Source organism: Bradyrhizobium jicamae (assembly GCF_018130215.1).
GTDB lineage: Bacteria > Pseudomonadota > Alphaproteobacteria > Rhizobiales > Xanthobacteraceae > Bradyrhizobium > Bradyrhizobium jicamae_A.
Genome location: NZ_JAFCKQ010000007.1, coordinates 1 through 14082, shown reverse-complemented (window position 1 = coordinate 14082; position 14082 = coordinate 1). Strand labels below are relative to the sequence as shown.

The following is a 14082-nucleotide window of genomic DNA, read 5'->3' as shown; positions in this document are numbered from 1 at the left end:
CAGTGAGGCCGATCACGGCAGCTTGTCATACCCTTCCGCCAGTCCGTTCAGGCTGAGCGGAAAGCCGATGCCTTCCTCCGGCGTCTCGAAGATGATGAAGGTGGCGGTCTTTGCGGTCTTGAGCTGGCCCAGCAGCTTGTCGTCCATGACGACCTCGGCGACGCAGCCATTGGGCAGGCAGCGAACGAAGCCGGCGCGGCCGACGTCCTGGTTGTCGAGCTTGAGCCCGAGGCCGGAGGGGAGGAGGACGCCAAGCGGGGCGACCACCCGCATCAGGCGGCTCTTCTGGTCGGCGGTCTTGAGCACGATCACGGTCAGGCCGGCGTTGGAGCGGTCTTCGGCTACCACGCTCTGGATCAGGGCGCATTGCTCGGATTGTGCGCCCGGCGGAGTATCGCAGCGGATCTGCCAGTCGCCGTGCACCGAGCGCACTGCACCCTGCGCATGGGCCGCCTGGGCCAGACCCAGGGACAGACCGATGGTGAGGGCGGCGGCGATCAGGCTATTCAGCCAGCCGGCCGGTGCCACACATCTTGCCTGAATGTTCAAAGCGCCCATCGATCCTCTGATGTTCGGTCGGGTCCGGTCGTCCCGGAACACGCCATTCGCCGACTGATACCGTAATGACGGCGCCTTGAAGGCGATCCTCAAGCAATTCCGGCGCCGGATCGGGGCTGTCAGCAGCGAATCAGGTTCCTGAAGGCGACCCCGCTTGTGGGTACATCGGGCAATCCCCCTGTCAAGCTGGTGGACAATTTGTCCGGCGACTTTTGCTTGATTCTGCGGGAAAATTCGCATGTCGGAGATTAGTCGCGGGCGCATGGCTTTCGTCCCTACTACTGCATTGCGAGCGCCAGCGAATTATGGTTTGAGAGGCTGGATTTCGACGCGTTCTAGCGATCTGGCTCCCGTACCCACCTTGACTTGACGACGGGTACGTCCGGAAGGCCGTTTGTCAGGGCGGATCGTGCTGCATGTCCGGCTACGCGCCGGTTGTGCTTTGGGGAATAATTCAAGGGAGCGCGGCGGCATGAAGATGTCGATTGGCCAGGTGGGCAGGCATTTGCTGGGTTTGGCGGTGGCGGGGATGGCGTTCGTCGCCGCGGGATCGGCCTCCGCCGAGCTGGGACAGCCGGCGCCGTGGGAGCACAAGCTCCAGGAGGGCGCGACCCCGGTGATGGAGAACATCATCTGGTTCCATAATTTCCTGCTGGTGCTGATCACCATCATCACGCTGTTCGTGCTCGCGCTGCTCATTATCGTGGTGGTGAAGTTCAACGCCCGGGCCAACCCGGTCCCCTCCCGGACCACCCACAACACCCTGATCGAAGTGGCCTGGACGCTGATCCCGGTCCTGATCCTGGTCGGCATCGCGGTGCCCTCGTTCCGCCTGCTGTTCCTCGAGCTCGACGTGCCGAAGCCGGATCTGACCGTGAAGGTCACCGGCAAGCAGTGGTACTGGTCCTATGCCTATCCCGACAACGGCAAGTTCGAGTTCGACTCGCTGCTCGCCTGTGACGAGACGCGTACCAAGTGCACCGCGCCGCGGCTGCTCTCGGTCGACAACGAGATGGTCGTTCCGGTCAACAAGGTGGTGCGGATCCAGACCACCGGCGCGGACGTGATCCACTCCTTCGCGGTGCCGGCCTTCGGCGTCAAGATCGACTCGATCCCGGGCCGTCTCAACGAATCCTGGTTCAAGGCGACCAAGACCGGCACGTTCTACGGCCAATGCTCGGAACTGTGCGGCAAGGATCACGCCTACATGCCGATCGTGGTGCACGTCGTCAGCGACCAGGAATTCGCGACCTGGGTCGACGGCGCGAAGAAGAAATATGCGGCCAACCCGGCGAGTACCTACGCCTCGGCTGGCGAGGCGGCGCAGTAGGCCGGGAACTTTAGAGCCAAGGCTTACGGCGCGGTTGGAAGAATAAGGGCGACGGGACCGCAAGGCCCGAGAGGGACTGCAAGGCAGGATTTGGAACATGGCTACAGGCGCAGCGACACACGACGATCACGCCCATGATGATCACGCCCACCACCCGACCGGATGGCGGCGCTACCTCTACTCCACGAACCACAAGGACATCGGTACGATGTACCTGGTCTTTGCGGTGATTGCGGGCATCATCGGCGCCGCGATGTCGATCGCGATCCGCGCCGAGCTGATGTATCCCGGCGTCCAGATCTTCCACGAGACCCATATCTACAACGTGTTCGTGACCTCGCACGGCCTGATCATGATCTTCTTCATGGTGATGCCGGCGATGATCGGCGGGTTCGGCAACTGGATGGTGCCGCTGATGATCGGTGCGCCGGACATGGCGTTCCCGCGCATGAACAACATCTCGTTCTGGCTGCTGCCGGCGTCCTTCTCGCTGCTCATCATCTCGACCTTCGTCGAGGGTGAGCCGGGCGCCAACGGTGTCGGTACGGGCTGGACCATGTATGCGCCGCTGTCGACCTCGGGCCATCCGGGGCCGGCGGTCGATTTCGCGATCCTATCGCTGCATCTGGCCGGTGCGTCGTCGATCCTCGGTGCAATCAACTTCATCACCACGATCTTCAACATGCGCGCGCCGGGCATGACCCTGCACAAGATGCCGCTGTTCGTCTGGTCGATCCTGGTGACGGTGTTCCTGCTGCTGCTGTCGCTGCCGGTGCTCGCCGGTGCGATCACCATGCTGCTGACCGACCGCAATTTCGGCACGACCTTCTTCGCCGCTGACGGCGGCGGCGACCCCGTGCTGTTCCAGCATCTGTTCTGGTTCTTCGGCCACCCCGAAGTGTACATCCTGATCCTGCCGGCCTTCGGCATGGTCAGCCAGATCGTCTCGACCTTCTCGCGCAAGCCGGTGTTCGGCTATCTCGGCATGGCCTACGCCATGGTCGCGATCGGCGGCATCGGCTTCGTGGTGTGGGCGCACCACATGTACACGGTCGGCATGTCCAGCGCGACGCAGGCCTATTTCGTCGCCGCCACGATGGTGATCGCGGTGCCGACCGGAGTGAAGATCTTCTCCTGGATCGCCACGATGTGGGGCGGCTCGATCGAGTTCAAGGCGCCGATGCTCTGGGCGATCGGCTTCATCTTCCTGTTCACCGTCGGCGGCGTCACCGGCGTCGTGCTGGCCAATGCCGGCGTCGACCGCGTGCTGCAGGACACCTATTACGTCGTGGCGCACTTCCACTACGTGCTGTCGCTCGGCGCCGTGTTCGGCATCTTCGCCGGCTGGTACTACTGGTTCCCGAAGATGACCGGTTACATGTACTCCGAGACGATCGCAAAGTGGCACTTCTGGTTCACCTTTGTCGGCGTGAATCTGGTGTTCTTCCCGCAGCACTTCCTCGGTCTGTCGGGCATGCCGCGCCGCTATGTCGACTATCCGGATGCGTTCGCCGGCTGGAACCTGATCTCCTCCTATGGCTCCTACATTTCAGGCTTTGGCATGCTGATCTTCATCTACGGCGTGATCGACGCCTTCGTCCGCAAGGAGCAGGCCGCCAACAATCCGTGGGGCGCCGGTGCGACCACGCTGGAATGGACGCTGACCTCGCCGCCGCCGTTCCACCAGTTCGAAGTGCTGCCGCGCGTGCAGTGAGTTGAGACAGCGCGGCGCACCCAAAGTGCGCCGCGCCCTTTTGAGAGAAGCGAGACCTGATCTTGTCGGTTGTCGATCACAACGCCATCGAGTTGCCCCGGATCTCCGAGGCCGAAGTGGGCGACTACATCGCGCTGCTGAAGCCGCGCGTGATGTCGCTGGTGATCTTCACCGCGCTGGTCGGGCTGATGATCGCGCCCGGGCATGTCCATCCGGTGCTGGCGTTCACGTCGATTCTCTGCATCGCCGTCGGTGCCGGCGCCTCCGGCGCGCTCAACATGGCCTATGAGGGCGATGTCGACGCCCTGATGACCCGCACCGCCAACCGTCCGATCCCGCGCGGCCGGATCACGCAGGCGGAGGCCGCCGCGTTCGGGATCACGCTCGCTTTCTTCTCGGTGATGACGCTCGGCATCCTGGTCAACTGGGTGGCGGGCGCGCTGCTCGCCTTCACGATCTTCTTCTATGCCGTGGTCTACACGATGTGGCTGAAGCGCTGGACCGCGCAGAACATCGTGATCGGCGGCGCCGCGGGCGCGCTGCCGCCGGTGGTGGCATGGGCGGCGGCGACCGGCTCGCTGTCGATGGAGCCGATCCTGCTGTTCCTGATCATCTTCTTCTGGACGCCGCCGCATTTCTGGGCGCTGGCGCTGTTCCGCAGCGACGATTACGCCCGCGCCGGCATCCCGATGCTGCCCGTCGTCGCCGGTCCGGATGCGACGCGGCTGCAGATCCTGCTCTACACCATCGTGCTGGTCGCGATCGCGCTTGCGCCATGGCCGCTCGGCTATTTCGACGCGATCTACGGCGTCACTTCACTGGTCCTCGGGGCCGGCATGCTGTGGCTCGCCGTCGAGGTCTATCGCCGCCGCGAGGGCACTCCGGCCAATCGCGCCACGCGCCGGCTGTTCGCCTTTTCCATCCTTTATCTGTTCGCGCTGTTCGCCGTCCTCCTCGCCGAGGTCGTGGTCCGCGCCATCGTGCCTGTCATCACCGGGTAGGGGGCACCAGGGGGCGAGATGGGGGCGCATGGGATATCAATGGACGAGAAGCAGGAACCAGACGGAATCGTCCTCACCGAGGCGCAGCTCAAGAGCCGCCGCCAGCGCTCGATCGCCATTGCGCTCGCGCTCGGCGTGCTCGTCATCCTGTTCTTCGCGGTCACCCTGGTCAAAGGGCCTGCCGTCCTGGTGCGGCCGCTGTGAGTGAGATGGCGAACCAACCCACCACGCAAGACAACGCCGGCGCGCCCGCCAGGGTCCCGCGCCGCGTGCTGACGCGTGATGCGGTGGTCGCATCGATCTGCGGTTTCGTCGTGGTGCTGATGGTCGGCGCGTCCTACGCGGCCGTGCCGTTCTACAACTGGTTCTGCCGCGCCACAGGATTCAACGGCACCACCCAGGTGGCGACCGCGGCGCCGACGTCGGCACCGCTCGAGCGCACCATCACGGTCAGCTTCGATTCCAACGTGGCACCTGGCCTGCCCTGGAAGTTCGAGCCGGAAAAGAACGAGATCGACGTCAAGATCGGCCAGGTCGTCACCGTCTACTACACCGTGACCAACCAGTCGGCGCGGACCACCACCGGACAGGCCGCCTACAATGTGGCGCCGCTGACGGTCGGCGCGTATTTCCAGAAGCTCAACTGCTTCTGCTTCACCGAGCAGACCATGGCGCCCGGCGAGAAGCGCGAGATGGCGGTCGTGTTCTATGTCGATCCGTCGCTGGCAAAGGACAGCGAGAACGACACGCTGAAGAACATCACACTGTCCTATACCTTCTTCCCGGTGCGCGATCCGGCGCCGAAGCCGGTGGCGGCGGGCGAGGCGGAGCAGCGCAAGGGCGGCTAGTTACGGGAGCATGATCCGGATCGCCGGCCGTCATGCTCGGGAGATGCGATTGTGGGATTTAAGACGTGCCTGACGGCACGCGAATGGAGAGACGGCAATGGCTGAGGCGCAAGTCAAGCATCACGACTATCATCTCGTCGACCCGAGCCCGTGGCCGGTGGTCGGCTCGATCTCGGCCTTCATCATGGCGGTCGGCGCGATCGGCTGGATGCACCATCTTTATTCGGCCGCTCCGATCGTGTTCGGCATCGGCACCATCGGCGTGCTCTACACCATGGCGAGCTGGTGGGGCGACGTGATCAAGGAAGCCCAGTACAAGGGCGACCACACCCGCGTGGTGCAGATCAGCCACCGCTACGGCATGATCCTGTTCATCGCCTCCGAAGTGATGTTCTTCGTCGCCTGGTTCTGGGCCTTCTTCAACTCGGCGCTGTTCCCGGCCGATGCCGTGCACGCCACCCGCGACGCGGTGTTCGGCTGCGGCGCCGGCACGGCGATGGGCGCCTGCAGCGTGCCCGGCACCTGGCCGCCGCATGGCATCGAGACCTTCGATCCCTGGCATCTGCCGCTGCTGAACACGCTGCTGCTCCTGACCTCGGGCACGACGGTCACCTGGGCGCACCACGCGCTGCTCGAGAACGACCGCCAGGGGCTCAAGCAGGGCCTGATCCTCACCGTGATCCTCGGTGCCTGCTTCACCTGCGTGCAGGCCTACGAATATTCGCATGCGACGTTCTCCTTCGCCGGCAACGTCTATGGCGCGACCTTCTTCATGGCGACCGGGTTCCACGGCTTCCACGTGCTGGTCGGCACCATCTTCCTGCTGGTCTGCCTGTTCCGCGCCTATGCCGGCCATTTCACGCCGAAGCAGCACCTCGGCTTCGAGTTCGCCGCCTGGTACTGGCATTTCGTCGACGTGGTCTGGCTGTTCCTGTTCATCTGCATCTATGTCTGGGGCCACGGCGCAGAGGCCATGGCTCACGGCGCGGGCTAACTACAGGCACAACGTGCTAGGAAGGGGCGGCCGGAGGGGCCGCCCCTTTTGCATTTGAAGTACATGATCCGGAAAGGTGGAACCCGGCTTTCCGAGAGATCGTGCTCCAACGAAGAGATCTGATGACCGATACCCCGACCACCGTAACCGAGAGCGCGCTGCGCGGCCTCGCCTGCAAATGCCCGCGCTGCGGCAGGGGCAAGCTCTATGCCGGCTTCCTCACGCTGGCGCCGCGCTGCGAAGCCTGCGGGCTCGATTATGCCTTCATCGATTCCGGCGACGGGCCGGCGGTCTTCATCATCATGCTGGCGGGCGCGATCGTGGTCGCGGCCGCGCTGATCGTCGAGGTGAAATACCAGCCGCCGTTCTGGGTCCATGCCGCGCTCTGGCTGCCGCTGATCATCGTCACCACACTGGTGCCGCTCCGCTCGATGAAGTCGCTCCTGATCGCGCTCCAGTTCCACCACAAGGCCGCCGAAGGCCAGCTGACCCGCCGCGAACCGAAATGAACGACACCACGACGCGCCAGCCGAGTGCCGCTGGCTTCGGCGTTTTCACGCTGATCCTGATTGCCGTCTTTGTCGGCCTCGGCCTCTGGCAATTGCAGCGCCGGGTCGAGAAGCACGCGCTGATCGCAACCCTCGACGCAAGGCTCGCAGCTGCGCCCGAGGCCCTGCCACAGCCATCGGCCTGGCCGAAACTGACTTCGGCGAAGGACGAATTCCGCCGCGTCACCTTCACCGCGACCTATGCCAGGGAGCCGGACGCAATGGTCTACGGCTCCGGCTCCGGCGTGCGCGCCGATATCAGCGGCCCCGGCACCTGGGCGTTCCTGCCGGCCCGGCTTGCGAGCGGCGAGACGGTCGTGATCAACACCGGCTTCGTGCAGAACACGATGCAGGACCGCGGCTTCGAGGATCGCGTCGCCGGCCGCCTCGTCACCGGCGCGCCGGTCACGCTGTCAGGCTATATCCGCTTTCCCGAGCGCCCGGGCACGCTGACGCCCAGGGAGGATTTGCCGAAGCGGCTGTGGTTCGCGCGCGATCATGGCGCGATGGCGGCCGCGCTGGGCTGGGGTGAGGTCGCGCCGTTCTACATCGATCTCGAATCCCCGGTGCCGGACAGCGGCACGCCGAAGCCCGGTCCGCTGCAGGTGCATCTGAAGGACGACCACATGCAGTATGCCATCACATGGTTCTCGCTGGCTGCCGCCGTCGTGATCGCATTCGGCGTCTGGTGGCGCGGCCAGAGCCGCAAGGCGGCGTGAGGCGAGCGATTCACCACGAATGAGCGCGCCGCCGTCGCCGCGACGCGCTCATTCTCTGCAACGATCCTCAATGGCCCATGTGGGCAGGGCCGCCGAGCTTGACCTTGCGCAGCGTCAGCGCCAGCGGGATGGCCGACAGCGAGATCAGCATCAGCGCCCAGAACGCGTCCATGTAGCCGAGGAACGACGCCTGGTTCTGCACCTGCTGGCCGATCCACTGGATCGCCTGGTCATGCGCCTGCGCCAGTGTGCTGCCATGGCCGGCGAAGAAGCTCGTCATCTGCTGCAACGTATCCTGATATTGCGGGCTCGACGGCGTCACCTGCTCGACCAGCCGGCTCTGGTGGAACTGCTCGCGATGCGTCAGCACGTTGGAGACGAGGGAAACGCCGATCGAGCCGCCGGTGTTGCGCGCCGCGTTGATCAGCGCGGAGGCCTGGTCGGTCCTGTCAGCCGGAATGCCGTCATAGGACGCCGCCATGATCGGCACGAAGATCAGCGGCAGGCCGACACCGAGCAGCATGCGCGAGCGCGCCATGAACCAGAAGCCGAGATCGCCGTAGACGTTGGTCATGGCGTACATCGAGAGCGCGATCACCAGCGCGCCGACGACGATCAGGTATTTCGGCTGCACCTTGGCGGCGACGCGGCCGACCACGAACATCATCACCATGGTGACGACGCCGCCGGGCGACAGCACGAGACCGGCCCAGGTCGCGGTGTAGCCGAAATCCTGCTGCACCAGCTGCGGCAGGAACTGGGTGGTCGCGAGCAGGATCGCGCCGGTTGCCAGCATCACCAGGAAGCAGGCGCCGAACTGCCGGCTTGCCACCATGCGCAGGTCGATCATCGGATTGCGCCGGGTCATCTCCCACGGGATCATCAGCACGAATGCGCTGCCGCAGATCACCGCAAAGGTGACGATGAAGGGCGAGGCGAACCAGTCGTCCTCGAGGCCGCGGTCGAGCATCACCTCGAGCGCGCCGAGGAAGGTCGCGACCAGCATGAAGCCGATGAAGTCGAAGCCCGTCTTCTGCTGTTGCGATGTGCTGGTCTTCGCAGGCTCGTGCAGCACCGCCGCGATCAGGAGAATCGCGAACGCGCCGACCGGGGCGTTGATCAGGAAGCACCAGTGCCAGGACAGATTGTCGGACAGCCAGCCGCCGAGCGTCGGACCGACCACGGGCGCGACCACCACGGCGATACCGAACACCGCGAACGCCTGGCCGCGCTTGGCGGGCGGAAACGCATCGGCGAGGATCGATTGCGCGACCGGCACCATGCCGCCACCGCCGAGACCTTGCAGGATGCGGAACAGCAGCAGCGCGTTCAGGCTGGGCGCAAACCCGCACAGGATCGAGCTCACCGTGAAAATGCCGAGGCAGATCAGGAAGAAGGTCTTCCGCCCCAGCATCTTCGCGAGGAAGCTCGAGGCGGTGAGGATGATGGCGTTGGAGACGAGGTAGGTGGTGACCACCCAGGAGGCTTCGTCCTCGCTGACGCCCATGCCGCCCGCGATATAGGGCAGCGCCACATTGGCGATGGTGGTGTCGAGCACCTCCATGAAGCTCGCGAGCGCGACGACGATGGCGATCAGCCAGGGGTTCGGGGCTACGCGTGGGACAGAAAAACCTTTGGCGTCGATCGCAATGGCACTCACAGCAGCCTCCCCAGATTGAGGCTTTCGAGCCGCTCAAACAGCGACGGCGTGGGATCGATCCGCACGGTCGGCACCACCGACATGCCCGGGCCGAGCGCGACGTCGGTCGGCGGGTTGTCCATCACGATCTTGACCGGCACGCGCTGCACGATCTTGACGTAGTTGCCGGTGGCGTTCTGCGCCGGCAGCAGCGAGAAGGCGGTGCCCGAACCGGGCTGCACGCTCTCGACATGGCCGTTGATCGTGCGTCCCGGATAGGCGTCGATCCTCAGTGTCACCTTCTCGCCGGGCCGCATCTTGTCGAGCTGGATCTCCTTGAAGTTCGCCGTCACCCAGATCTGGTCGGGCACGAACGATGTCAGGTTGGTGCCGGCCTGCGCGAACTGGCCGACTGCGGCCGAGAGGTTGACCACACGGCCGGGCTGGGCCGCGGTCACCTCCGTATAGGAGAGGTTGAGCCTTGCCTGGTCGCGCTGCGCCTCGGCCTGGGCGAGGTTCGCGACCGCGCTCTTGCGCTGTGCCTTGAGCGCCTCGACCTGCCGCTGTGCCAGATTCAGCGTCGCCTGTGCGCTCAGCAGCGCCGACTGCTGCTGATGCAGTTGCGAAGTGTACTGCTCGGAGTTCTGAACGGTGCCGTAGCCGGTCTGCTCCAGATGCTGGTAGCGCGTCGCCTGCTGCTGGGCGAACACCAGTGCCGCCTGCGCCTGGTCCACCTGAGCCTGGTTGGCGGCGATCTGCGCCTGCTGCACGTCGAGCTGGGCATCGACGTTCTGGATGCTGGCCTGGGCGGCAGCGACCTGGGCCTCGGCCTGCGCCAGGGCAACCCGATAGTCGCGATCGTCGATACGCGCGATCACATCGCCATCAGCGACATGCTGGTTGTCGGTGACGGGAACGGCAGTGATGTAGCCGGCGACCTTGGGCGCGAGCGTGGACTGCCGTGCGGCGATGAAGGCGTCGTCGGTGGATTCGAAATGCTCGGCGTAGTCCATGTAGAGGTAGCCGCCGCCGAGCGCGGCGGCGAGCAGCACGGCGCCGATCGCCGAGACGACCGGTCGGCGGCGCAGGAAGCTGCGGCGTCGCTTGTCGCTGGCCTGCTGCTGTGTGTCCGGCTGCTCGGGAGCGGCCGGCTCCCTGCCGACGGGGGCTTGCTGCGGGGCCGGTGCCCGCGCGGTGAAACCGTCCTTGTCTGCCGTGGTGTGGTTGTCATGCGAGGGGCCAACGAACGAAGGGCTGTCAACGCCCGGCAGCCTTGCGTCGTCCCGTTCCAGAACATTGTCGTCGAACATGATCGCTGCTCCTGCTAGCGGGGCGAGGCCCTGCGAGAGCCTCGCAAAAAAAGGAACGGTACCGTTCCGTTCTGCGTGACACCTAGTCTCGCGAGCTCATTGCGTCAATAGGAACGGTACTGTACCGTTCTATTTACAACCAGATGTGATTGGGGTAGCTTCACCCCACAAGCCGCCACTCCAACGGCGTGGAACCCGGGATTTCGGCCATGAACGCCAGCATCCTCAAGACATTACCTGCCTCGAAGGGCCGGCGCACCGAGGTGCGGGCGGGCCGCCCGCCAAAGGAGCTGGCCGGCGAGGTCGATGCCCGGATCCTCGACGCGGCACGACGGATTTTCCTGGCGCGCGGGTTCGAGGGCGCCAGCATCGACGAGATCGCCGAGATCGCACGCTCCGGCAAGCGCACCATCTATGCGCGATTCCAGGACAAGCGGGCGCTGTTCACCGAAGTCGTGCTGCGCGACATCCTCTCGCGCATCGCCGAGTTCAAGTTCGAGGCGCCGACCGGCGCAACCGTCGAGGAGCGCCTCACCAGCGCGGCGACCACGCTGATGCATTGGGGGTTCGACGCCGAGAGGATCGGACTGATGCGGCTCGCGATTGCCGAAGCGCACCGCTTTCCCGATGTGGCCGCGACCGTCAGTCGGAGGGCGCGTGAGCTGTCCACCGAGATCGGGGTTCACCTCCTGCGCGAGCTGACCGCGCACGACGAACTCGGCTCGCTGCCGGCCTTTGCGCCGGAGCATCTGCCAACCACGGCACGACTGTTCCTCGATCTCATTGCGGTCCCCATGCTGCTCAGGGCGCTGTTCGAGGTGGATCTCAAGAGGCTCGAACCGGAAATGGATGCGCATGTGGCGCGCGGAGTCGCGTTCTTTCTCGCGGCTTGCCGCAACAGTTGGGGTTGAGGCCCGGCCAATAGTCAACTCGACGCCGCCGGACCGTCCTGGTACTGGAACAACACCTCCGCTGCAAACCCGGTGGAGGCGTCCTTGCGAACGTCCCGCGCGACATGCCGGCTGGCAAAGCTCGCCGCGAATATCTCTGCCTGCGTCATTCCGAGATCGGCCATCAGGCGCGTCGCTGAGAACAGCTCGTCGGGCGATTTCCGCTTCTTGGCCTTCAGATAGTTTTCGAGCCGCATCCGGCGTGAGCGCCGGTTCGCCCAGAACGCGATCGAGGCGCCGGCCGCAATGATCGACGTCAGGATCGAGGCGATGTTGGCGCAAATGCGCAGCCACTCTTCCATGTTGCCCCCCCCGCATCGTTGTGCCCGTTTGGAAAGAGTGGTCCGGGAGGCAGTTCTTGTCGAGTGCTTCGCCGTCTCGGCGGATTTCAGGCGATGTTGATCCGTTCGTCCAACGCGCTTCCAGAAGAAAGGCTCAACCGGGAGCGCGCTCGACCGAGTGGCGCAGCCACACCATGCCGCCTTCCAGCGTTTCGCAATGTGTCAGCCGCAACGCCTGCCCTGCGCCGGGTCGATCGCCTTCCGGACCATCATAGTCGACGATGCTCTGCGCTCCGGCGACGCCGTCGACCGCCGGATAGATCAGGGTGCTGAACTCATCGATCAGCCCGTGCTTGAGGAATGCGCCGTTGATCTTGCCGCCGCCCTCGAGCAGCAGGGTCTTGACGCCGAACAGCGCGCCGATCTGCGCCATGGCGCCGGGCAGATCATCGCCCTTCGCACCGGCAAAGACCCAGGACACGCCGTCCTCGCGCAGCTCTGCAAGATAGGCGTCGGAGACCTGCTGGCCCAGCACCGCAACGGCGTGATCGCCGCCGACATTGTCCTTGCCGTAGTGCACGCGGCCGGACGGATCGATGCCGATTGCGAGCTTGCGGCCGTTCTGCTTGCCGAGATGCGCCTCGCGCGGCACCTTCGGTGCATAGGCGATCGGCCGCTCCGATCCCTTGGCCATTTCGCTCATGGTCTTGCGGCCGATGATCCATCCGTCGGCGTCGAACCTGTCGTGGATACGCTCATAATGCGAGCGCAGGACCTCGCGCGAGACGCCTGCGGCGGCGGCGGTGAAGCGGCTGGGATGCAGGCGGCCGTCGATCGACGTGCCCATGTGGCAGATGATGTGGGGACGCATAGGCATGAACTCTTCGGTTGAAGGGGTAACGGCAACGGCAGGCGCCGCCCGGGAATGCTTGATCTAGGTTGCCGCATCCGGTCCCTCAACTCCGACAGCGACGTGGCGTCCAACGCGTGTTGCATGCCCCGTCGCGACTGGAGCTTCGGTTCTGACCGAATCAGGACCGAAGCTCTGGATTCTTGATTTGACCCGTTTCTTCACGCGAACCGGTGTCCACTTCGCTCGAGAACGCTCTGAACGCCAAGGCCCATCCAGGCCGCCGGTGATCGATTGTGCGTCGTACCGGGCTTGGCTACATTTCAGCCGGACTTCGAACAGAGGGGGCGGTCATGCGGGCAGGCAACGCTGTCGTTTTCGCCTTGGTGTCGATCCTGCTCGGCCTGGCTTTGCCGAATTCAGCGCTGGCGCAGATCGTGGCGCTCGGCGCCAGCAACACGCAGGGGAAGGGCGTGTCATCGTCGGAAGCCTGGCCCGCGGTTTTGGAGAGCATGCTTCAGGCCAGGGGCCGGAATGTTCACGTCACGAATGCCGGAATCAGCGGGGATACGACGGGCGGCGAGCTGGCGCGTCTCGACAGTTCGGTGCCGGAAGGCACGACGATCGTGATCCTGAACTTCGGCGGCAACGATTTCAGGCGCGGCCTGCGCGGCAATGGACCCATCGTCACCCCCGAGGAGCGGCGGGCCAATATGGCACGGATCCTCGGCGAACTGCACAGGCGTCACATCCGCACCGTGGCCGCCGACGGGATCATCAATTCGGCGAGAGCCGCGGGGATGGTTCAGTCGGATGGCATTCACCTGACGGCCGAAGGCCATCGGTGGGTGGCCAATCATCTGATCGGGATGGTGAGGTGACGCGACACGGTCAGGCGTACGCAGCCGCCTTCCGTCCCTCGCGCGCCAATCATTGATTTGCCCGACGGCGCAAGCCCCTCGTGCAAAAATATTTCGGTTTATCGTAATGGCAAATCGGTGTATAGAGTTTCCCGTCTCACCCGCCTGAGGGGCGCTCGCGATCGTCACGAACGTTGTGGTGGGATGCGGTGGACGTTGCATGCGTGGCTGACGAGAGCGCATGGAGCGGACGGCGAAGTCGTGCAGGCCTGACGCCCTGGTGGCAGGTGTCCTGTCAGCAAGAGACCAAGGTCTCTTGCTGACGGCGGTGACAAAAAAGCCCAGTCTCGCCGGGGAGAGCACGTATAAGCCGTAACCCATCGCGCAGGGAAAGCCGGATTGCTCCGGTTACACCTGTGGTCCTACCCCCGTGCTTTCTACATTGCACGGGGCCCATGGGTGCGATCGGCACCCGGCTTT

15 protein-coding genes are annotated in these 14082 nt (G+C 64.8%); 10 read left to right on the top strand and 5 right to left on the bottom strand.

Translation table 11 applies throughout. The features are described from left to right. Positions 1 to 12: 12 nt before the first annotated feature. Entirely contained in the window at positions 13 to 558 is a 546-nt protein-coding gene (locus JQ586_RS11055) for an invasion associated locus B family protein (protein ID WP_212394578.1), read from the bottom strand. Positions 559 to 1030: 472 nt separating this feature from the next. Between JQ586_RS11055 and coxB the strand changes: the two genes are divergently transcribed. From coxB to JQ586_RS11015, 8 genes are all read left to right on the top strand, one after another. Beyond that, entirely contained in the window at positions 1031 to 1888 is an 858-nt protein-coding gene (gene coxB, locus JQ586_RS11050) for a cytochrome c oxidase subunit II (RefSeq protein ID WP_212394577.1), read from the top strand. A 97-nt stretch (positions 1889 to 1985) separates the two neighbouring features. After that, positions 1986 to 3602 (top strand): cytochrome c oxidase subunit I, encoded by a 1617-nt coding sequence (gene ctaD / locus JQ586_RS11045; protein ID WP_212394576.1) that lies wholly within the window; start codon positions 1986 to 1988, stop codon positions 3600 to 3602. Between the two features lie 62 nt (positions 3603 to 3664). Beyond that, positions 3665 to 4603, top strand: a complete 939-nt coding sequence (locus JQ586_RS11040) for a heme o synthase (protein WP_212394575.1) — start codon at positions 3665 to 3667, stop codon at positions 4601 to 4603. A 39-nt stretch (positions 4604 to 4642) separates the two neighbouring features. Further along, positions 4643 to 4807 (top strand): CoxF protein, encoded by a 165-nt coding sequence (locus JQ586_RS11035; RefSeq protein ID WP_212394574.1) that lies wholly within the window; start codon positions 4643 to 4645, stop codon positions 4805 to 4807. Positions 4808 to 4812: 5 nt separating this feature from the next. Continuing rightward, positions 4813 to 5451: a cytochrome c oxidase assembly protein gene (locus JQ586_RS11030; RefSeq protein WP_212394573.1), complete on the top strand. Its 639-nt coding sequence runs from the start codon at positions 4813 to 4815 to the stop codon at positions 5449 to 5451. Positions 5452 to 5548: 97 nt separating this feature from the next. Further along, complete coding sequence (locus JQ586_RS11025) at positions 5549 to 6445, top strand: cytochrome c oxidase subunit 3 (protein ID WP_212394572.1); 897 nt, start codon at positions 5549 to 5551, stop codon at positions 6443 to 6445. 122 nt (positions 6446 to 6567) lie between these two features. Then, positions 6568 to 6954 carry a DUF983 domain-containing protein gene (locus JQ586_RS11020; RefSeq protein ID WP_212394571.1) on the top strand — a complete coding sequence of 129 codons (387 nt, stop codon included), beginning with the start codon at positions 6568 to 6570 and terminating at the stop codon, positions 6952 to 6954. Then, positions 6951 to 7712 (top strand): SURF1 family protein, encoded by a 762-nt coding sequence (locus tag JQ586_RS11015; RefSeq protein WP_212394570.1) that lies wholly within the window; start codon positions 6951 to 6953, stop codon positions 7710 to 7712. Before JQ586_RS11020 ends, JQ586_RS11015 begins: the two co-directional genes overlap by 4 nt. Before the next feature lie 67 nt (positions 7713 to 7779). Here JQ586_RS11015 and JQ586_RS11010 read toward each other — a convergent pair whose 3' ends face one another. Beyond that, positions 7780 to 9372, bottom strand: a complete 1593-nt coding sequence (locus tag JQ586_RS11010; protein WP_212394569.1) for a DHA2 family efflux MFS transporter permease subunit — start codon at positions 9370 to 9372, stop codon at positions 7780 to 7782. Continuing rightward, entirely contained in the window at positions 9369 to 10661 is a 1293-nt protein-coding gene (locus tag JQ586_RS11005; RefSeq protein WP_212394568.1) for an HlyD family secretion protein, read from the bottom strand. Before JQ586_RS11005 ends, JQ586_RS11010 begins: the two co-directional genes overlap by 4 nt. Before the next feature lie 209 nt (positions 10662 to 10870). Here JQ586_RS11005 and JQ586_RS11000 point away from each other — a divergent pair, with 209 nt between their 5' ends. After that, the gene (locus JQ586_RS11000) at positions 10871 to 11572 is read left to right on the top strand and encodes a TetR/AcrR family transcriptional regulator (protein WP_212394567.1); all 702 of its coding nucleotides are present in this window, start codon (positions 10871 to 10873) and stop codon (positions 11570 to 11572) included. Positions 11573 to 11586: 14 nt separating this feature from the next. On the opposite strand, the gene JQ586_RS10995 is transcribed toward JQ586_RS11000, so the two are convergent. Together JQ586_RS10995 and JQ586_RS10990 are read right to left on the bottom strand one after the other, a co-directional pair. Continuing rightward, complete coding sequence (locus JQ586_RS10995; RefSeq protein ID WP_212394566.1) at positions 11587 to 11913, bottom strand: hypothetical protein; 327 nt, start codon at positions 11911 to 11913, stop codon at positions 11587 to 11589. Between the two features lie 133 nt (positions 11914 to 12046). Then, on the bottom strand, positions 12047 to 12769 hold the full coding sequence (locus JQ586_RS10990) for a dihydrofolate reductase family protein (protein WP_249147480.1): 723 nt from the start codon (positions 12767 to 12769) through the stop codon (positions 12047 to 12049). A 359-nt stretch (positions 12770 to 13128) separates the two neighbouring features. Between JQ586_RS10990 and JQ586_RS10985 the strand changes: the two genes are divergently transcribed. After that, entirely contained in the window at positions 13129 to 13623 is a 495-nt protein-coding gene (locus tag JQ586_RS10985; RefSeq protein ID WP_312016951.1) for a GDSL-type esterase/lipase family protein, read from the top strand. Positions 13624 to 14082: the final 459 nt, after the last annotated feature.